Source organism: Herbaspirillum chlorophenolicum, from assembly GCF_001189955.1.
GTDB lineage: Bacteria > Pseudomonadota > Gammaproteobacteria > Burkholderiales > Burkholderiaceae_D > Herbaspirillum > Herbaspirillum chlorophenolicum.
Map to the genome: position 1 here is coordinate 34,758 of NZ_LFLT01000010.1, position 19,500 is coordinate 54,257.

Annotated in this window: 17 protein-coding genes; 16 read left to right on the forward strand and 1 reads right to left on the reverse strand. The window is 59.9% G+C overall.

What is annotated here, in order from left to right:
- Window positions 1–374 precede the first annotated feature (374 nt).
- The 12 genes from AKL28_RS08650 (at window position 375) to AKL28_RS08710 (ending at window position 11,772) form a co-directional block, all read left to right on the forward strand.
- Complete coding sequence (locus AKL28_RS08650) at window positions 375–2,549, forward strand: TonB-dependent receptor (RefSeq protein WP_414735693.1); 2,175 nt, start codon at window positions 375–377, stop codon at window positions 2,547–2,549.
- Between the two features lie 671 nt (window positions 2,550–3,220).
- Window positions 3,221–3,565: an ATP synthase subunit I gene (locus AKL28_RS08660; protein WP_050467723.1), complete on the forward strand. Its 345-nt coding sequence runs from the start codon at window positions 3,221–3,223 to the stop codon at window positions 3,563–3,565.
- Window positions 3,562–4,383, forward strand: a complete 822-nt coding sequence (gene atpB, locus AKL28_RS08665; protein ID WP_050467724.1) for a F0F1 ATP synthase subunit A — start codon at window positions 3,562–3,564, stop codon at window positions 4,381–4,383. Before AKL28_RS08660 ends, atpB begins: the two co-directional genes overlap by 4 nt.
- 77 nt (window positions 4,384–4,460) lie before the next feature.
- The gene (gene atpE / locus AKL28_RS08670) at window positions 4,461–4,706 is read left to right on the forward strand and encodes a F0F1 ATP synthase subunit C (protein WP_006461334.1); all 246 of its coding nucleotides are present in this window, start codon (window positions 4,461–4,463) and stop codon (window positions 4,704–4,706) included.
- A 74-nt stretch (window positions 4,707–4,780) separates the two neighbouring features.
- The gene (locus AKL28_RS08675) at window positions 4,781–5,251 is read left to right on the forward strand and encodes a F0F1 ATP synthase subunit B (RefSeq protein WP_050467725.1); all 471 of its coding nucleotides are present in this window, start codon (window positions 4,781–4,783) and stop codon (window positions 5,249–5,251) included.
- 1 nt (window position 5,252) lies between these two features.
- A complete protein-coding gene (locus AKL28_RS08680; protein WP_050467726.1) occupies window positions 5,253–5,786 on the forward strand; it encodes a F0F1 ATP synthase subunit delta in 534 nt (177 codons plus the stop codon).
- 47 nt (window positions 5,787–5,833) lie between these two features.
- Entirely contained in the window at window positions 5,834–7,375 is a 1,542-nt protein-coding gene (gene atpA / locus AKL28_RS08685; RefSeq protein WP_050467727.1) for a F0F1 ATP synthase subunit alpha, read from the forward strand.
- Between the two features lie 30 nt (window positions 7,376–7,405).
- Entirely contained in the window at window positions 7,406–8,278 is an 873-nt protein-coding gene (atpG, locus tag AKL28_RS08690) for a F0F1 ATP synthase subunit gamma (RefSeq protein WP_050467728.1), read from the forward strand.
- Window positions 8,279–8,342: 64 nt separating this feature from the next.
- Entirely contained in the window at window positions 8,343–9,743 is a 1,401-nt protein-coding gene (atpD, locus tag AKL28_RS08695) for a F0F1 ATP synthase subunit beta (protein ID WP_050467729.1), read from the forward strand.
- Window positions 9,744–9,816: 73 nt separating this feature from the next.
- Window positions 9,817–10,239 (forward strand): F0F1 ATP synthase subunit epsilon, encoded by a 423-nt coding sequence (locus tag AKL28_RS08700; RefSeq protein ID WP_050467730.1) that lies wholly within the window; start codon window positions 9,817–9,819, stop codon window positions 10,237–10,239.
- A 193-nt stretch (window positions 10,240–10,432) separates the two neighbouring features.
- On the forward strand, window positions 10,433–10,885 hold the full coding sequence (locus AKL28_RS08705; protein WP_050467731.1) for a CoA-binding protein: 453 nt from the start codon (window positions 10,433–10,435) through the stop codon (window positions 10,883–10,885).
- Window positions 10,886–10,959: 74 nt separating this feature from the next.
- Window positions 10,960–11,772, forward strand: a complete 813-nt coding sequence (locus AKL28_RS08710) for a polyphosphate kinase 2 family protein (protein WP_050467732.1) — start codon at window positions 10,960–10,962, stop codon at window positions 11,770–11,772.
- A 69-nt stretch (window positions 11,773–11,841) separates the two neighbouring features.
- Here AKL28_RS08710 and AKL28_RS08715 read toward each other — a convergent pair whose 3' ends face one another.
- The gene (locus AKL28_RS08715) at window positions 11,842–12,636 is read right to left on the reverse strand and encodes a transporter substrate-binding domain-containing protein (RefSeq protein WP_050467733.1); all 795 of its coding nucleotides are present in this window, start codon (window positions 12,634–12,636) and stop codon (window positions 11,842–11,844) included.
- A 300-nt stretch (window positions 12,637–12,936) separates the two neighbouring features.
- Between AKL28_RS08715 and hemE the strand changes: the two genes are divergently transcribed.
- The 4 genes from hemE to argS all read left to right on the forward strand — a co-directional run bounded on the left by hemE (window position 12,937) and on the right by argS (window position 19,469).
- Window positions 12,937–14,016, forward strand: a complete 1,080-nt coding sequence (gene hemE, locus AKL28_RS08720; RefSeq protein ID WP_050467734.1) for a uroporphyrinogen decarboxylase — start codon at window positions 12,937–12,939, stop codon at window positions 14,014–14,016.
- A 744-nt stretch (window positions 14,017–14,760) separates the two neighbouring features.
- Window positions 14,761–16,911, forward strand: coding sequence for a primosomal protein N' (locus AKL28_RS08725; protein ID WP_050467735.1), 2,151 nt, complete (start codon window positions 14,761–14,763; stop codon window positions 16,909–16,911).
- Window positions 16,912–17,034: 123 nt separating this feature from the next.
- Window positions 17,035–17,580, forward strand: coding sequence for a DUF6622 family protein (locus tag AKL28_RS08730; RefSeq protein ID WP_414735694.1), 546 nt, complete (start codon window positions 17,035–17,037; stop codon window positions 17,578–17,580).
- Between the two features lie 155 nt (window positions 17,581–17,735).
- Window positions 17,736–19,469, forward strand: coding sequence for an arginine--tRNA ligase (gene argS / locus AKL28_RS08735; protein ID WP_050467815.1), 1,734 nt, complete (start codon window positions 17,736–17,738; stop codon window positions 19,467–19,469).
- The last annotated feature ends 31 nt before the right edge of the window (window positions 19,470–19,500 follow it).

Below are 19,500 nucleotides of genomic sequence, written 5' to 3' on the forward strand. Positions count from 1 at the left end.
TTTATGATGCCTTCAAATTTTATACAATATCCAATACACAATCTACAATTAATGAGTGTTGGCATTAAGCAATTCCAATGCCAGGGGCATCAAAAAGAAAAGGCTGAGAATGCCGGCTTGTTGCCATTGCCGTATTTGTCGGTGGTCACGTTAGCGCTGCCTGCGCTTTCAGCAGGGAATGCAGCCTGCATGTGCGCGTGGCGCTGGATAAAATTTCCCCAGAGGTGATCTGTTTTGGCTTTTCGTTAGTCATTGGAAGTGAGAACGCTTCTTTTTCCCAAAAGCGGGTTTTTCAATTTTCTTATGTCCAAACGAAAGGTCAGATCATGGGGCAGGTCCGGGCGTCGAAGCGCCAACACAATTCCGTTTTCCACATGAAGGCCGTGGCCTCCGCTGTGCGCCATCTGGTGCTGATGGCGCCGATGCTGGCTGCCCCAGTGGCCTATGCGCAGACTGCGCCGACTTCGACCGGTAGCAGCATGGCGACGGCTACCACCACCACGACAGGCAGCAACAGCAACGCGGTGCTGCCCACCGTCACCGTCACCGAAAGCGCCGATCCCACCGCGCCCTATGCCGGCGGCCTGGTTGCCCGCGGCGGCAGCCTGGGTGTGCTCGGTACGGCCAGTGTGATGGATACGCCGTTCAGCACCACCAACTACACGTCCCAGGGTATCGAAGACGTGCAGGCGCGCGCGATCGGCGATGTGATTACCAATGATGCCTCCGTGCGCAACACCAACGGCAATGGCGGCTTCGGCGATAGCTATCAGATCCGCGGTTTCACGATGTCGGCCAACGATGTGGCCTTCAATGGCCTGTACGGCCTGGTGCCGCTGACCCGTATGCCGATCGCGATGGTGGAGCGTATCGAAGTGCTGAAGGGGCCGGGCACGCTGATGTATGGCATGGGGCCCGCTGGCGGTATTGGCGGTGCGGTCAACCTGGTGCCCAAGCGCGCCACGGAGGATCCCATTTCCAGCGTGACCGCGACTTATCTGTCCAATGCCCAGTTCGGCTTGAAGGCCGACCTGGGGCGCCGTTTCGGGGAGAACCAGGAATGGGGGATACGGGTCAACGCGCTGTACGCCGACGGCAATACCGGCCTGTCCGGCAGCAACCAGCAGCAAACCATGGGCTCGGTCGCATTGGACTACAACGGCGGCCGCGTCCGCTGGAGCCTGGATGCGTACACCCAGCACGAGGATGCGCGCAACTTCCGTCCGCAGTTCAGCATCGACAGCAGCCTAGCCACCATGCCGGCCGCACCCTCCGGCAAGACCAACCTGTATCCGGGCACGACGCTGCAATCCGACGACAAGGCCGTCGCCACGCGCCTGGAATATGACATCAACGACAAGCTGACCGCCTACGGCGCGGTCGGTTACCACGTGGCGGAGTCGGCGCAAAGCTGGCCGGGCACCAGCATCATGAACGTGCGCGGCGACACCGGTACTTTATACAACGGCTACTATGACCAGCGCGTCACTTCCACCTCGGCCGACGTCGGCCTGCGCGCACGCTTCGACACGGGCGGCATCAAGCACACCCTGATGCTGGGGGCGAACATGCTCGACCAGCAGACGGATTACTTCTTCGATTCCCAGAGTACTGGCGTGACCTCGAACCTGTATAACCCGGTTCCGCTTCCCGCCGCCGCAGGCGTGCGTGGCCAACCGATGCCGCAGAACCAGATCCGCCTGACCAGCCTTGCGCTGACCGATACCCTGTCTTTTATCGATGACAGATTGCGCCTGATTGCCGGCCTGCGTCGCCAGCAGGTCTATCAGCACAGCCTGACTGACGCCGCGCAGACCTCCAACAGAATGGCCATTTCTCCGGTGCTGGCGGTGGTGGTCAAGCCCTTGGAAAACCTGTCGGTGTATGCGAATTACACGGCGGCGCTCAGCGCGGGCGGGTTCACCGGTGCAAACGACGGCAACCCGAATCAGCAGTTTCCTCCGTATAAGTCAAAGCAATACGAGGCGGGCGTGAAAGCCGACTGGGGGCGCGTGACAACGACCGCCGCGGTCTTCCAGATTGAACAGGCCAACAGCACATCGACGACCATCAACGGTACGACCTATACATCCCAGGATGGCCGTGCACGCATCCGTGGCCTCGAGCTGAGCGCCTACGGCGAGCTGCAGCGCGGCTTGCGCTTCAATGCCAGCGGTACCTTCTTCGACACCAAGCAATCGCATACCGGCGATGGCGCGACCGATGGCAAGGATGTGGGCGCGGTGCCGAATCACAACTTCAATCTGGGCCTGGACTGGGATACGCCATGGCTGGCCGGCCTGGCGCTGAACACCCGGGTCACCAATACCGGTTCCATGTGGTACAGCAACGCCAATGCGCTGAAGGTGCCCGGCTGGACCCGCATGGATGTCGGCGCACGTTACATCACCAAGACCGCCGGCCAGGTCGTGACCTATCGCGCCAACATCGAGAACCTGTTCGACAAGAACTATTGGGTGATGCAGAACGGCTATGTCGGTACTTCCTCCGGCCGCACCTTCGTGCTGTCGGCCAAGGTCGACTTCTGATGCACCTGGGCTGCGCGTGCGGTTGGGCGCGCAGCCTTTTCTTCGTCGTTTCAGGCGCCGCCGGGGCACGTTCCCTGCGGCGTTTTTTTTGTTGAATTGGCGGTGCTGTCCGCCGTCCCGGGTACCGTGGTTTTACGGTAGGGCGGATATCGGCCATGAGGCTACGCTGTGCTGCAGCATAAAATGATAAAAGCGAGCTTGGTCGTCGGACAACTTGCATACGGCTTGTTCGCGCCAAGGTGGCTTGCCAACTGATTGCGAGCGCGGGATCTTGTCAGGTAAATCCTTGAATTTTCATGAGTTTCTGCTGGTGTGTCAGGGCGAATTTGACTACATTGAGCGGAAACCCCTTTGCTGACAGGATTGTCAGGTTACGGCAGGTGCGACGGGGTTGGATGGCGGGGTGAAAATGCGCCGCGATCGGGCATCATCGATTTTCCTGCTGCTACAAATCGCAACCATCCGGCAATTTCCCATCGCGTAATTTGTTGCAATGCGCAAAATTCAATTCGTACACTATTTTCCACATCTCGCTGATAAATGGCCGAGATAACGCCGTGATCTGGCTGTAAAAGGTTTGACTAACCTGAAAACGAACCTTTATAATCGCCGGGCTTTTAAGCTGCCGTCTGCTCGTAATGAGTGCGGCGCATGCACGATATTGGATATATATGCTGCGCATCATCCTTTTGCAGCTCGTAACCACGGTCGTCGCTGCATTGGTGGCAGGCATGCTGGGCGGACTTCCGGCGCTGTGGTCCGCCTTGCTGGGCGGAATCTGCTGCGTGGTTCCCAACGCCCTGTTTGCCTTGCGACTCCACATCAGCGCACGTAAACCTGGTGGTACCAACCCGATGACGTTTTTCTTCGGGGAATTTATCAAGATTGCTACGACTTTTGCGCTCATGGGCGTGATCGTTTGGTTGTATCACGGTGTCAACTGGCTCGCATTTATGCTGAGCTTCATCGTGGTGCTTAAGAGTTATTTCATTTTACTGTTTAGACATCGACCATGACCGTAGAAGCCGCTGAGCACGCGCCAACAGCCTCCGAATATATTGTCCACCACCTCGGACACTTCTCCACGCACCACCAAACCAAGATCGTCGATTTCTCCATCCTGAACGTGGATACCATCTTCTGGTCCGTGTTCAGTGGTGTAGTCGCCTGCCTGTTCATGTACCTGGCGGCCCGCAAGGCCACCTCGGGCGTGCCGGGCCGTTTCCAGGCGTTTGTTGAAATGGTGGTGGAGATGGTCGAAGACCAGTCCAAGGCCATCGTGCACGGCAACCGTACCTTCATTGCGCCGGTCGCCCTGACCGTGTTCGTCTGGGTCGCCCTGATGAACTCGCTGGACTTCCTGCCGGTCGACCTGGCTTCGGGCATCTTCCGTCTCTTCGGCATGGGTGAAATGCATCACCGCATCGTGCCGACCGCCGACCTGAACGGCACCCTAGGCATCGCCTTGGGCGTGCTGGCGCTGATGCTGTATTACAGCGTCAAGATCAAGGGCGCCGGCGGCTTCATCCACGAACTGTTCGCAGCACCGTTCGGCATCTGGCTGGCGCCGTTCAACCTGCTGTTGAATATCATCGAATTCGCCGCCAAGACCGTGTCCCTGGGCATGCGACTGTTCGGCAACATGTATGCAGGCGAACTGTTGTTCCTGCTGATCGCATTGCTGGGATCGACTGCGACCGCTTTCGGCTTTGTCGGCCACGTGATCGCTGGTTCTATCTGGGCAATTTTCCACATCCTGATCGTGCTGCTCCAAGCATTCATCTTCATGATGTTGACACTGGTTTACCTGGGCCAGGCGCACGAAGCGCACTAACAACAAGGCTTGCCGTACCTGTTTTTTGGTTTGTTTTTTGATTTTTTGTATTTACTAACTTTTCTTAAGGAATTGTCATGACTGATGTCTCTTTCGTTGCTTTGGCTTGCGGTTTGATCATTGGCCTGGGTGCTATCGGCGCTTGTATCGGTATCGCGATCATGGGCGGTAAGTACCTCGAAGCATCCGCACGTCAGCCTGAACTGATGAATACCCTGCAAACCAAGATGTTCCTGCTGGCCGGCCTGATCGACGCTGCGTTCCTGATCGGTGTTGGTATCGCCATGCTGTTCGCATTCGCAAATCCGTTCATCGCCAAGTAATTCGGGCTTCATAGCCACTCTCACCCTGCCGGACGATTGGTTCCGGCACTCGTTATTCTGAGAAGGAAATTACCGTGAACTTAAATGCAACATTGATTGCGCAGTTCGTGGTCTTCTTCATCCTCGCCGGCTTCACGATGAAATTCGTGTGGCCGCCGTTGATCAAGGCGCTCGACGAGCGCGCCAAGAAGATTGCGGACGGCCTGGCAGCCGCCGACCGCGGCAAGGCAGATCTGGCCGCCGCCGAAAAGCGCGTGCAGGCTGAATTGTCGTCGGCCCGCGATGAAGGCCAGAAGCGCATCGGCGACGCCGAAAAGCGCGCGCAGCTGATCATCGAAGAAGCGAAGAAGACGGCCGCTGACGAAGCAGCCCGCATCATCGCCAATGCCAAAGCCGATGCCGAACAGCAAGTGAACAAGGCGCGCGAACAACTGCGCGGCGAAGTCGCAACGCTGGCGGTCAAGGGTGCTGAGCAGATCTTGAAGCGCGAAGTCAACGCAGCGGCGCATGCCGAATTGCTGAACCAATTGAAGGCAGAGCTGTAATATGGCCGAACTCGCAACGATCGCTCGCCCTTACGCCGAAGCCTTGTTCCGTGTGGCCAAGGCAGGCAGCCTGGCAGCCTGGTCCGATCTCGTTACCGAGATGGCCCAGGTGGCAGCGCATCCCGAGCTCAACGCCCTGGCGCAAAATCCTTCCGTTTCGCATGCCAAGCTGGCCGAAGTGTTTGCCGCAGCAGTGAAGACTCCGCTTTCCATCGAAGCGCAGAACTTCGTCAAGACCTTGGCCGACAACGGCCGTCTGACCCTGTTGCCGCAGATCGCCGAACAATTCCATGCGCTGAAAAACGCCCAGGAAGGTTCGGCCGATGCACATATCGTCAGCGCATTCGAGATGAGCGATGCGCAGGTCAAGGATGTGATTTCCACTCTGGAGAAGAAGTTCGGCCGCAAGCTGAACCCTTCTGTGGAAGTGGACAACAGCCTGATCGGCGGCGTGCGTGTCGTGGTTGGCGACGAAGTGTTCGATACCTCCGTGCGCGCGAAACTGCAGCAGCTGCATGCTGCTTTGGCCGCGTGAATAGCCGGACCCTGGCGTAAGCGAAAGAAAAATTTTTAGGAGTTAGTATGCAACTCAACGCATCTGAAATCAGCGAGCTGATCAAGAGCCGGATCCAAGGCCTTGGCGATACCGCTGAGATTCGCAATCAGGGCACGGTTATTTCCGTGTCCGACGGTATCTGCCGTATCCATGGTCTGTCCGACGTGATGCAAGGTGAGATGCTGGAATTCCCCGGCAACACGTTCGGCCTGGCGCTGAACCTGGAGCGCGACTCGGTCGGTGCCGTTATCCTGGGCGAGTATGAGCACATTTCCGAAGGCGATGTCGTCAAGTGCACCGGCCGCATCCTGGAAGTGCCAATCGGTCCGGAACTGTGCGGCCGCGTGGTCAATGCACTGGGCCAGCCGATCGACGGCAAGGGTCCGATCAACGCCAAGCTGACCGCCCCGATCGAAAAGATCGCTCCGGGCGTTATTGCACGTCAGTCCGTGTCGCAACCGATGCAGACCGGCCTGAAGTCGATCGACTCGATGGTGCCTGTTGGCCGTGGCCAGCGTGAGCTGATCATCGGCGACCGCCAGACCGGCAAGACCGCCGTCGCGATCGACGCCATCATCAACCAGAAGGGTCAGAACATGACCTGCATCTACGTTGCGATCGGCCAGAAGGCTTCGTCGGTCAAGAACGTGGTGCGCGCACTGGAAGCGCACGGCGCGATGGAATACACCATCGTGGTCGCCGCAACCGCCTCCGAATCGGCAGCGATGCAATACGTGTCGGCCTACTCGGGTTGCGCCATGGGCGAATACTTCCGCGATCGCGGTCAAGATGCCCTGATCGTGTATGACGACCTGTCCAAGCAAGCCGTGGCTTACCGTCAGGTATCGCTGCTGCTGCGCCGTCCGCCGGGCCGTGAAGCTTACCCGGGCGACGTGTTCTACCTGCACAGCCGCCTGCTGGAGCGCGCAGCCCGCGTGAACGCCGACTACGTCGAGAAGTTCACCAATGGCGAAGTCAAGGGCCAGACCGGTTCGCTGACTGCACTGCCGATCATCGAAACACAAGCCGGCGACGTGTCTGCCTTCGTTCCGACCAACGTGATTTCGATCACCGACGGCCAGATCTTCCTGGAAACTTCGCTGTTCAACGCCGGTATCCGTCCTGCGATCAACGCCGGTATCTCGGTGTCGCGCGTCGGTGGCGCTGCTCAGACCAAGGTCATCAAGGGCCTGTCCGGCGGTATCCGTACCGACCTGGCGCAGTACCGTGAACTGGCTGCGTTCGCGCAGTTCGCTTCCGATCTGGACGAAGCTACCCGCAAGCAGCTGGATCGCGGCGCACGTGTGACTGAACTGCTCAAGCAGGCTCAATACACGCCGCAATCGATCTCGATCATGGCCGTCACGCTGTTCGCGGTCAACAAGGGCTACATGGACGACGTCGAAGTGAAGAAGATCCTGGCATTCGAAGCCGGTCTGCACAACTTCGTGAAGACCAGCCATGCTGACCTGCTGAAGAAGATCGAAGACACCAAGCAACTGGATAAGGATGCTGAAGCGGCCCTGGCAGCTGCCATCGCTGACTTCAAAAAATCCGGCGCGTACTAATTTTTACTGAAGCTATAAGGAGTCTTACTCGTGGCTACAGGTAAAGAGATACGTGGCAAGATCAAGAGCGTAGAGAATACGAAGAAGATCACCAAGGCGATGGAAATGGTCGCGGCATCCAAAATGCGCAAGGCGCAGGACCGGATGCACGCTGCCCGCCCATACAGCGACAAGATCCGCAATATTGCGGCCAACCTGTCGCAGGCCAATCCGGAATACACGCATCCGTTCATGGTCAAGCAGGATACCGCCAAGCGCGTTGGTTTCATCGTCGTGACGACCGACAAGGGTCTGTGCGGCGGCATGAACACCAATTCGCTGCGTCTGCTGACTGCGAAGATTCGTGAACTGGAAGGCCAGAGCCTTGCAATCGAGACCGTTGCCATTGGCAACAAGGGTCTCGGTTTTCTGAATCGTATTGGCGCCCGCGTGGCCGCCAACGTAACGCAATTGGGCGATACGCCTCACCTGGAAAAGCTGATCGGCCCCGTGAAGGTGCTGCTCGATGCATACCAGGAAGGCAAGCTGGACGCGGTGTACCTGGTGTACACCAAGTTCATCAATACGATGAAGCAGGAAGCAACCCTGCAGCAATTGCTGCCGCTGACCAGCGACAAGCTCAAGGCTGACGAGGGTTCGCACTCCTGGGACTACATCTATGAGCCCGATGTGCAAAGCGTGGTGGACGAGCTGCTGGTGCGTTACGTTGAAGCACTGATTTATCAGGCTGTCGCTGAAAACATGGCGTCCGAGCAATCGGCGCGGATGGTGGCGATGAAAGCTGCAAGCGACAACGCCGGCAGTGTGATCGGAGAGCTGAAGCTGGTCTACAACAAGACCCGCCAGGCAGCGATCACCAAAGAACTGTCGGAAATCGTTGCTGGTGCGGCCGCGGTTGGCTGATAGCGGCAGACGTAACGCAGCGATGCGAATCAGATTTTAAATTTTATCTATTGAAGGAACGAAAATGGCTGATGGCAAAATCGTTCAGTGTATCGGCGCTGTGGTGGACGTAGAGTTCCCGCGCAATGCGATGCCCAAGATTTACGATGCCTTGAAATTGGAAGGTTCTGAACTGACCCTGGAAGTCCAGCAACAGCTGGGCGACGGCGTGGTTCGTACCATTGCGCTCGGTTCGTCGGACGGTCTGCGCCGCGGCCTGACCATCACGAACACCGGCCATGGAATCACCGTGCCGGTCGGCACTGCGACCCTGGGCCGCATCATGGACGTGCTGGGCAACCCGATCGACGAATGCGGTCCGGTGAGCCACGCGCAAACCGCTGAGATCCACCGCAAGGCTCCTGCCTACGACGAACTGTCGCCATCGCAAGAGCTGCTGGAAACCGGCATCAAGGTGATCGACCTGGTGTGCCCGTTTGCCAAGGGCGGCAAGGTCGGCCTGTTCGGGGGCGCCGGTGTGGGCAAGACCGTGAACATGATGGAACTGATCAACAACATCGCCAAGGCGCACAGCGGTCTGTCCGTGTTCGCCGGTGTTGGTGAGCGTACCCGTGAAGGTAACGACTTCTATCACGAAATGGCTGAAGCCAAGGTCGTGGATCTGGAAAACCCTGCCAACTCCAAGGTTGCCATGGTTTACGGCCAGATGAACGAACCGCCGGGCAACCGTCTGCGCGTCGCGCTGACCGGCCTGACCATCGCTGAAGGCTTCCGTGATGAAGGCAAGGACGTTCTGTTCTTCGTCGACAACATCTACCGTTACACCCTGGCCGGTACCGAAGTGTCCGCGCTGCTGGGCCGTATGCCTTCCGCCGTGGGCTACCAGCCGACACTGGCCGAAGAAATGGGCCGCCTGCAAGAGCGTATCACCTCGACCAAGACCGGTTCGATCACCTCGATCCAGGCCGTGTACGTCCCTGCGGATGACTTGACCGACCCGTCGCCTGCAACCACCTTCGCCCACTTGGACTCGACCGTCGTTCTGTCGCGTGACATCGCTTCGCTGGGTATCTACCCTGCGGTCGATCCGCTGGATTCGACCTCGCGCCAGCTGGACCCGCAAGTGGTCGGCCAGGAACACTACGAAACAGCCCGCGCTGTTCAAGGTACCCTGCAGCGCTACAAGGAACTGCGCGACATCATCGCGATTCTGGGCATGGACGAACTGGCTCCGGAAGACAAGCTGCTGGTGGCGCGCGCTCGTAAGATGCAGCGTTTCCTGTCGCAGCCTTTCCACGTTGCTGAAGTGTTTACCGGTTCGCCCGGCAAGTACGTTTCGCTGAAGGACACGATCAAGGGCTTCAAGATGATCGCCAGCGGCGAACTCGATCACCTGCCGGAACAAGCGTTCTACATGGTCGGCACGATCGAAGAAGCAATCGAAAAAGCCAAGAAGATCAACTAAGCATTCATTGATTTTCGGCGCCGCTTCCGTTCATTGCTGATGAACGGAAGCGGTCAATCGGATAGGAAACGACATGGCACATACTATTCACGTGGACGTGGTTTCGGCGGAAGAGGAAATCTTCTCCGGCGAGGCTGAATTCGTCGCGTTGCCGGGTGAAGCGGGCGAGCTGGGTATCTATCCCCGCCACACTCCGCTGATCACGCGCATCAAGCCAGGTGCCGTCCGTATCAAGGTGCCGGGCCAGGCAGCCGAGGAGTTCGTGTTCGTGGCGGGCGGCCTGCTGGAAGTTCAGCCGGATACCGTGACCGTGCTGGCCGACACCGCGATCCGCGGCGCCGACCTGGACGAAGCCAAGGCAACGGAAGCGAAGAAGCTGGCGGAAGAAGCACTGGCCAATCGCGATTCGAAGATCGATTACGCTGCTGCGCAAGCCGAACTGGCTGCCGCTGTGGCGCAATTGGCCGCGATCCAGAAGTTGCGTCAGAAGCGCTGATTCGTCGGCATCGCCATCTCCGAAAGGAATGGCGCAAGCAAGAAGTCAAAAGGCAGCCTCGGCTGCCTTTTTTCATTGGCGCGCATGGCTGATGGATGCGCGTTGGCGCATATTGCGCTAGTCTGGACAAATATAAACGGCGCTCTTCATTGCAAGCACATATCGCCGGAACCGAAAGAGACAGGAGAACTTCATGCCGCAGACTGGCAACGCACAGCCACTCTCATCCCATGCCGGCGGCAAGCCGGTGATTGCCGTGGTCGGTTTGTCCAATCGCCCCGTGCGAGCCAGTTACGATGTCGCAGCTTATATGCAGTCCGCAGGCTATCGCATTGTCGCGGTCAATCCCATGTATGCCGGCCAGACCATCCTGGGTGAACATTGCCACGCCACCTTGCAGGAAGCGGCGGCGGCGCTGGCGAAAGAAGGGTTGCGCATCGCCATCGTTGACTGTTTCCGTAAATCGTCCGACATCCCGCCGGTGGTGGATGAGGCCATCGCCATCGGCGCCGAATGCGTCTGGATGCAGCTCGACATCTTTCACGAGGAAGCCGCCGCCAAGGCCCGTGCTGCCGGGTTGAAGGTGATCATGGACAAGTGCATCAAGATCGAGCACCGGATGGGAAATTACCTCGGCGTGCTCTGAATGCGTGGCCGCACGGGTAATGCAGGCAGCGAGTCGTAACAAGGGTATCCCCACAACAACCGAAGGGACCAGGCATGCCAAAAAAAATCGCAGAGCAATTCATCGCCGACGGCAAGGTGGAGATCAATGACAGCAGCGCTTCGTCCAAGCCGCTGTCGTCCGGCAACAAGGAGCAGGACAAGGCCGAGATCGGCCGCCTCGCCGCTGCCATCGGCGAGCAGCAGCAGATGTTCTATGCCGGCCGCCGGCACAAGTTGCTGGTGATCCTGCAGGGAATGGACACCAGCGGCAAGGATGGCACGGTCAACGATGTGTTTGCCGGTGTCAATCCACAAGGTATCCGTATTGCCAACTTCAAGGCGCCGACGTCGATCGAACTGGCGCACGACTATCTTTGGCGGGTCCACCAGCAGGTGCCGGCGGCGGGAGAGATCGTCGTGTTCAATCGTAGCCATTACGAAGACGTGCTGATCACGCGCGTGCACGACTGGATCGACGACAAGGAGTGCAAGCGCCGCTACGCCCAGATCAATGATTTCGAGCGGCTGCTGAGCGAGACCGGCACGGTCATCCTCAAGTTCTTCCTGCATATCTCGAAGGACGAACAGAAGGTGCGCCTGCAATCGCGCATCGACGATCCCAACAAGCACTGGAAATTCGAGATTCAGGATATTGAAGAGCGCAAGAGCTGGGATACCTACCAGCAGGCTTACCAAAATGCTCTGCGCGCCACCAGCACGGAACATGCGCCCTGGTACGTGGTGCCGGCCGATGCCAAGACGCATCGCAACCTGGTGATCGCCAACATCGTGCTGGAGACGCTGGAGGCGTTGAAGCTCAAGTTCCCGGATCCGAAGCCTGAACTGAAGAAACTCAAATTCGAGTGAACGCACCGCCGTCATCCCGGACTGCGCCGGGATGACGAGGCAAGGTTCAAGGCCGGCCTGCGTGCATGCTTACTTCAGCCACTTGTCGAAAACCTGCTGGTACTCGCCGGTGGCCTTGGCCAGGTGCAGCCAAGCATCCACATACTCCTTGAAAGCGAGATCGCCGCGCGGCAGCATGTAGGCCTTTTCGGCGAACTGCAGCGGCTGTTGGGGATTGACCGGGCACAATTCGGGATGGAGCTTGGACTGCCACATGGTCTCGCTGGCATCGGTCACCATCACGTCGGCTTTGCCGTCGACGATCTGCTGGAAGATCGTCACGTTGTCGGGATGCAGCGTCAGCGTCGCGCGCTTGTAGTGCGCCCGTGCGAAGCGTTCATTGGTGCCGCCGGGATTGACGATGGCGCGTGTGCCCGGCTGGTCGATCAGGTCGAAGTTGCGGAACTTGTCCTTGTCGGCGCAACGCACCACCGGCGCCTTGCCATCCACCATGGTCGGCGCCGAGAACGCCGTCTTCTTCTGGCGTTCCAGCGTGATCGAGACGCCACCCATGGCGATGTCGCACTGGGCGATGAAGTCATTCATCAGGTTGCTCCAGGTGGTCTTCACGAACTGCGCTTCCACCCCCAGCGACTTGGCCAGCAATGTGGCCAGCTCCACATCCATGCCCTCGAAAGTCTGGTCGGGGCGGTAGAAGGTGAACGGCTTGTAGTCGCCGGTCATGCATACGCGCAGCTTGCCGGATTTGATCACCTGGTCCAGGCGTGATGGATTGGCGTCGCCGTCGGCGGCGAGGGCCGGGCGCATCGACAGCGAAACGAGGGTGAGGGCGGCCAGCAAGGCGGCGCCGAGAAACTTTTTCATGTTGTCTCCTGATGGGTTTTTGGCAATGCGGCGCGTGATTTTTTGAGTGATGGCGTGCCGCCTGTTTGTCTTGTTGTTGCCCGCCGATCATAACAAAAATGCTTGCGCTTTCGCAGGGCGATTCGCCTTTCACGGGGCCATTGATCGCGGAGAAATCCGGCGCAGGAAGCAAGTATCGCCATGTGCGGCAGCGACGATCCAGGTCAATATCGGTGCAGGCCAATACCGATAATTAGCCGGGCTTTTCCGGTTTGGATGAGATAATGGAGGTTTGCCGTTCGCTATCTTCCCAGGTCGACCATGTCCCGATTTGCTCCGCTGAAAAACGATACTTTCCTGCGCGCTTTGCTGCGCCAGCCGACCGATTACACACCGATGTGGCTGATGCGCCAGGCCGGCCGCTATCTTCCGGAATACCGCGCCACGCGCGCCCGCGCCGGCTCGTTCATGGGCCTGGCCACCAACCCCGATTACGCCACGGAAGTCACGCTGCAGCCGCTGGAGCGTTACCCGCTGGACGCGGCCATCCTGTTCTCGGACATCCTCACCGTACCGGATGCGATGGGCCTGGGGCTGTATTTCGCCGAAGGCGAAGGCCCCAAGTTCGAGCGTCCATTGCGCGACGAAGCGGCGGTCAAGGCGCTGCAGACGCCTGACCTCGCCAAACTTAATTACGTGTTCGATGCCGTGACGCAAATCCGCCGCGAGCTCGACGGCCGTGTGCCGCTGATCGGATTTTCCGGCAGCCCCTGGACGCTGGCTTGCTACATGGTCGAAGGCGGCGGCTCGGACGACTTCCGCCTGGTCAAGAGCATGCTTTACGGCCGCCCGGACCTGATGCACCACATCCTCAGGACCAACGCCGCTGCAGTGGCGGCCTACCTGAACGCGCAGATCGATGCCGGCGCGCAAGCGGTGATGATCTTCGACACCTGGGGCGGCGCCCTGGCCGATGGCATCTACCAGCAATTCTCGCTGGCCTACATGGCTGACGTGGTACGCCAGTTGAAGCGGGAGCAGGACGGCGCGCGCATCCCCGTGATCGTGTTCACCAAGGGCGGCGGCTTGTGGCTGGAGCAGATCGCCGCCATCGGCGCCGACGCCGTTGGCCTGGACTGGACGGTCAACCTGGGCGAGGCTCGCCGCCGTGTCGGCGACAAGGTGGCGTTGCAGGGCAATCTCGACCCCAACGTGCTGTTCGCCGGCGACGAAGCCATCCGCACCGAGGTGCGCAAGCTGCTGGAATCCTTCGGCAAGCCATCCGCGGGCAACGGCCATGTCTTCAATCTCGGCCACGGCATTTCCCAGCATACCCCGCCCGAGGCGGTGACTACACTGGCTAGCGCAGTCCACGAAATCAGCCGCAGCATGAGGCTTTGATGGTTGTCCGGGGAGCGCGGCTGATACGTCCGGGCCTGATTTACCGTACTTTGCGGTAACGTGAGCCGGCATGGCGCAGGCCATGAGTCTTTTGATAAGTCCTTTTGACTTATGCACATTTTGGACTTGCTCCTAATTAAGAATCGCTAATATCGACATGCGAATTTCTTTGGCGGGACTGTGTTTATAAGTAATTGATTTTATTGATGTTATTTTTTGCCCCGCTTTTGGGCAATCTATTGAAAGGCCCAGCCTTGGCGGGCTCGCAGGCTGTCAAGAGGCACTTTTCAACAAAGTTATCCACAGGATTTGTGAATAACCTTAAAAGCGCTTAGTAAACCGCCGCTTACGCGTACTTGTGAAGTTTTACTTTAAATACGCGCGGTCGTTCTGGCCGGGCAAGTGTGAAAAATGATGGGTCATGGCCGATGACTAACCCTTGACAAATGATTGCGGTGGTCTAGTGCATTTAGGACTTATGCACATGGAAGAGCTTGGGACGGCGGCTGAAAAAAAATTAGCAAATAAATTTTCTGCTCGCCAAGGGAAAATATAAGTATTTGATTTTATTGAATTATTTTTTTGCTTTTGATTTGGGCAATTTATTGAAAGCCGCCTCCAGTCTGGTGGAAAGCCTGTCAATAGCGACTTGTCCCCAAAGTTATCCACAGGATTTGTGGATAGGTCAAAAAATACCGCTGAAACCTATAGTTAGCTCAGTTTTTCAGGAATTACATTAAGTTCGTGGAACAGTGCATCCTCCAAGTCGCGCTCGATACCCCCTTGCATACCGTCTTCGATTATTGTTGGCGTGGCCGGGAGGATGAGGCGATTCCCGTCGTCGGCCAACTGGTAGTGGTGCCTTTCGGGCGGCGCGAAACGGTTGGTGTGGTGGTCGGCCATGCGGCCGGGACAGAACTCAGCGCAGACAAGATCAAGGATGTGATTGCCGTACGCAGCCAGTTGCCGCCGTTGTCGGCACATTGGCTGGCGCTGTGCGGGTTTGCCGCCGACTATTACCAGCGTCCGTTGGGCGAGGTGATGCTGCCGGGCCTGCCCAAGAACCTGCGCGCATTGACTACGGTGGCGCTGGACAAGGCGCTCAAGGCGCTGGGTCGGATGGCCGCGCCTCCCAAGAAGCGCAAGGCGAAGGCCAAGGCCGCCGACATCGTGCAGGCGGACGAGCCGGCGCAACCGGCCGAGGTTCTCGCAGATCCCATGCAGTTCGGCGCCGCGCCGCCGCTCAATGCCGCACAACAACAGGCGGTCGACGTCATCGCCCAAGCCGAGGGTTTCGCGCCGCTGCTGCTGTACGGAGTCACCGGCAGCGGCAAGACCGAAGTTTATTTGCAGGCTGCTGCCGCCATCCTGAAACGTGCGGCCGATGCCAGGACTGCAACGGGCGAGCCTGTTGCGCCGGAGGAGGCGCCCGCGCAGATCCTGGTGCTGGTGCCGGAAATCAACCTCACTCCCCAACTCGAAGGCAATATCCGCGCGCGCTTCCCCCACTTGAATGTGGTGTCGCTGCACAGCGGGCTGGCCGAGGGCGAGCGTACCCGCAGCTGGCTGGCGGCCCACCTCGGGCAGGCGCATATTGTGCTGGGCACGCGCCTGGCCATTCTCTCTTCATTGCCTCACCTCAAGCTCATCGTCATCGATGAAGAGCATGATCCGTCCTACAAGCAGCAGGAAGGCCTGCGGTATTCCGCGCGCGACCTGGCCGTGTGGCGGGCGCACCAGCTAAGCATCCCGGTGGTGCTGGGCTCGGCCACGCCGTCGCTGGAAACCTGGCAGCATGCCCAGGCCGGCCGCTACCGCCGCCTGGAGCTGCGCCAGCGCGCCGCGCAGCAGGCGGTGCTGCCCAAGGTCAAGGTGGTCGACATGGAGCGCGACAAGCCCCAGGACGGGCTGACTTCCACGCTCATCGGCGCCATCCGCAAGCGGCTGGAAAATGGCGAGCAGTCGCTGCTGTTCCTCAACCGGCGCGGTTACGCCCCGGTGCTGGCCTGCGATGCCTGTGGCTGGATCAGCAACTGCATGCGCTGCGACGCCTTCATGGTGGTGCATCGGCCCGAGCGCCGCCTGCGCTGCCACCATTGCAGCCTGGAACTGCACATCCCCAAGTCCTGCCCGACCTGCGGCAACATCGACTTGCAGCCGCTGGGGCGCGGTACCCAGCGCGTGGAAGAAGGCTTGCACGCGATCTTCCCGGAGGCGCGGGTGCTGCGCATCGACGCCGATTCGACGCGCCTGAAGGGCTCCGCCCAGATTGCCTTCGACAGCGTGCACCGCGGCGAGGTCGACATCCTGATCGGCACCCAGATGGTGGCCAAGGGACACGACTTCAAAAAACTGACCCTGGTGGGCGTGATGAACCCTGACACCGCGCTGTTTTCGCACGACTACCGCGCCAGCGAGCGCCTGTTCGCGCAACTGATGCAGGTGGCCGGCCGCGCCGGCCGCGCCGGGTTGTCGGCCGACGGCAGCTCGGGCGAGGTGCTGATCCAGACCCGCTATCCGCACCATCCGCTGTACCAGGCGGTGATGCGCCACGACTACGACGGCTTCGCCGGTACGCTGCTGGAAGAGCGCCAGCAAGCCTGTTTCCCGCCCTTCATGTACCAGGCGCTGCTGCGCGCCGAGGCGCGTGAGCTGGAGCAGGCCATCGGCTTCCTGCAGGAGGCTGCCGTCATGCTGGAGGCGCCCGCCATCACCATCAACGCACCCATCCCGATGACGATGATGCGCGTGGCCAACGTCGAGCGTGCGCAATTGCTGGTGGAATGCCCCTCGCGCCCTGCCTTGCAGGCTTTCCTGAAGGAGTGGCTGGCCGAACTCAGGCAGGTGAAGACGCGGGTGCGCTGGTCGCTTGAGGTCGATCCGGTCGATATCTAAGAACCTTTCTAAGCCGCATTTCACGCCGCCGCCAGCGCGCTTGCCCGCCGGCGCCATGCATTTCGTCGCAAGGCGCTGTGCCGGCGCCGCACCGGCCACTAAGCTTGCTCCCGTCACTCATCCATTGCACAGGAGCATCTCATGATCACCGGCATCGTTACGCACACTCCCTTATGGGTCTGGCCCTTGCTGGCCTTCCTGCTGTACCGTGGCTGGCAGGCCAGCCGCGACCGGGAAATCCCGCTGGTCAAGGCGCTGGCGATGCCGGTGGTGATGCTTGGCTTGTCGTTGTCGGGCTTGCTGCTCAGTTTCAGCGCCCATCCGGTCAATGCCGCGCTGGGTGCCGTCGCCATGCTGGCCACCGGCTTTTTCAGTTTCCATAGCCGTGCTGCTGCCGCCATCCGCGTCGATGCCGCGCGCCACCGGATCGCCCAGCGCGGCAGTTGGATGCCATTGTTGCTGACGCTGGGGATTTTTACCGTCAAATACAGCGCCGCGATCATGCTGGCCTTGCATCCGCAACTGGCGTCCAACGTCTGGTTTGCCCTGCCGCTGGCCGCGTTGTATGGCGCCTTTGCAGGTATCTTCGCCGGCCGATTGTTGCGAATCGTGCATCTTTATCGCCGTTCACTGGCTGGACACGTCCGGACGGGCCCGGTGCCGGGCTGAGCAAGGCTGCAAAAAGCTGGAATGGCAGCGTCCCCGGGCGCAAAGCGGATCGGCAAGCCGGTATAATCTCGGCTGCTCAATCAATAAGTAAATACTGACTTATCGTGGCGTGTGTGATTCCGTCGCTGATCCGCTTCAGTCTTTTTGCCATTCCCATGCTCGCACAACAGAAACAAAGCATCTCCGACCTGTTTTCGTCCGCGTTGAAGCCGCTCGTCGCCGGCACCGACCTGCAACCCAGCATCACGCTGGAGCGCCCGCGCGACCCGTCGCATGGCGACATCGCCTGCAACATCGCCATGCAACTGGCCAAGCCGCTCAAGAAGAACCCGCGCGAACTGGCGCAAGCCATCGTGGCTGCCGTGCTGGCCGACCCGGCGCGCGATGGCCTGATCGAATCGGCGGAGATCGCCGGTCCCGGTTTCATCAACCTGCGCGTGGCGGCTGCCGCCAAGCAGGCGGTGGTGAAGGCGATCCACGAACAGGGCGCCGACTTCGGCAAGAGCCGTGCCGGCGAAGGCAAGAAGGTGCTGGTCGAGTTCGTCTCCGCCAATCCGACCGGTCCGCTGCACGTCGGCCACGGCCGCCAGGGCGCGCTCGGCGATGCGCTGTCGTCGCTGCTGGAAGTGCAGGGCTACGACGTGCTGCGCGAGTTCTACTACAACGACGCCGGCGTGCAGATCGCTACGCTGGCCACGTCGGTGCAAGCGCGTGCACGCGGCTTCAAGCCGGGCGACGCCGAGTGGCCCGAGTCGGCCTACAACGGCGACTACATTGCCGACATCGCACGCGATTTCCTCGACAAGAAAACTGTCTCCGCCAGCGACGGCGAACCGGTCACCGCCAGCGGCGATGTCGGGGACATCGAGTCGATCCGCCGTTTCGCCGTGGCCTACCTGCGCCACGAGCAGGATCTCGACCTGCAGGCCTTCGGCGTGAAGTTCGACAATTACTACCTTGAGTCCTCGCTGTATGCCGACGGCAAGGTGGCTGCTGCGGTCGAGGCGCTGGTCAAGGCCGGCAAGACCTACGAGCAGGACGGCGCACTGTGGCTGCGCACCACCGACTATGGCGACGACAAGGATCGCGTCATGAAGAAGACCGACGGCACCTATACCTACTTCGTGCCGGATGTCGCCTATCACATCAACAAATGGCAGCGTGGCTACGGCAAGGTCATCAATATCCAGGGCAGCGACCACCACGGCACTATCGCGCGCGTGCGCGCCGGCCTGCAGGCCGCCGGCGTAGGCATCCCGCAGGGTTACCCCGACTACGTGCTGCACAAGATGGTCACCGTCATGCGCAATGGCGAAGAGGTAAAGATCTCCAAGCGCGCCGGCTCCTACGTCACGCTGCGCGACCTGATCGAATGGTCGACCGGCGAAGCGGCTGAAGGCGCAGAACGAGACCTGACCCGCGGCCGCGATGCGGTGCGCTTTTTCCTGATCTCGCGCAAGGCCGACACAGAATTCGTGTTCGACGTCGACCTGGCGCTGGCGCAGTCAGACGAAAACCCGGTCTATTACGTGCAGTACGCCCACGCGCGCATTTGCACCGTGCTGGGCAAATGGGGCGGCAACGAAGACGAACTCAAGAACGTGGCCGACCTGTCGCCGCTGACCGCGCCGCGCGAGGCTGCACTGCTGGCCAAGCTGGCCGAATACCCGGAGATGCTGGCGCATGCGCTGCAGGAGCTGGGTCCGCACCAGGTGGCCTTCTACCTGCGCGATCTGGCAGGCGAACTGCATAGCTACTACAATGCGGAACGCGTGCTGGTCGACGATGTCCCAACCAGGCTTGCACGCCTGGCGCTGATGGCCGCTACCCGCCAGGTGCTGCGCAATGGCCTGGCGCTCTTGGGCGTATCGGCGCCGGCCAGAATGTAAATTGCTAACCAAGCCGCTAATCAAGAGAAAC

Bases quoted from the DNA above. Each gene is read 5' to 3' on its own strand.
- AKL28_RS08650 (WP_414735693.1), top strand. From the start codon at position 375: ATGAAGGCCGTGGCCTCCGCTGTGCGCCATCTGGTGCTGATGGCGCCG.
- AKL28_RS08660 (WP_050467723.1), top strand. From the start codon at position 3,221: ATGCTGCGCATCATCCTTTTGCAGCTCGTAACCACGGTCGTCGCTGCA.
- atpB (WP_050467724.1), top strand. From the start codon at position 3,562: ATGACCGTAGAAGCCGCTGAGCACGCGCCAACAGCCTCCGAATATATT.
- atpE (WP_006461334.1), top strand. From the start codon at position 4,461: ATGACTGATGTCTCTTTCGTTGCTTTGGCTTGCGGTTTGATCATTGGC.
- AKL28_RS08680 (WP_050467726.1), top strand. From the start codon at position 5,253: ATGGCCGAACTCGCAACGATCGCTCGCCCTTACGCCGAAGCCTTGTTC.
- atpA (WP_050467727.1), top strand. From the start codon at position 5,834: ATGCAACTCAACGCATCTGAAATCAGCGAGCTGATCAAGAGCCGGATC.
- atpD (WP_050467729.1), top strand. From the start codon at position 8,343: ATGGCTGATGGCAAAATCGTTCAGTGTATCGGCGCTGTGGTGGACGTA.
- AKL28_RS08700 (WP_050467730.1), top strand. From the start codon at position 9,817: ATGGCACATACTATTCACGTGGACGTGGTTTCGGCGGAAGAGGAAATC.
- AKL28_RS08705 (WP_050467731.1), top strand. From the start codon at position 10,433: ATGCCGCAGACTGGCAACGCACAGCCACTCTCATCCCATGCCGGCGGC.
- AKL28_RS08710 (WP_050467732.1), top strand. From the start codon at position 10,960: ATGCCAAAAAAAATCGCAGAGCAATTCATCGCCGACGGCAAGGTGGAG.
- AKL28_RS08715 (WP_050467733.1), bottom strand. From the start codon at position 12,636: ATGAAAAAGTTTCTCGGCGCCGCCTTGCTGGCCGCCCTCACCCTCGTT.
- hemE (WP_050467734.1), top strand. From the start codon at position 12,937: ATGTCCCGATTTGCTCCGCTGAAAAACGATACTTTCCTGCGCGCTTTG.
- argS (WP_050467815.1), top strand. From the start codon at position 17,736: ATGCTCGCACAACAGAAACAAAGCATCTCCGACCTGTTTTCGTCCGCG.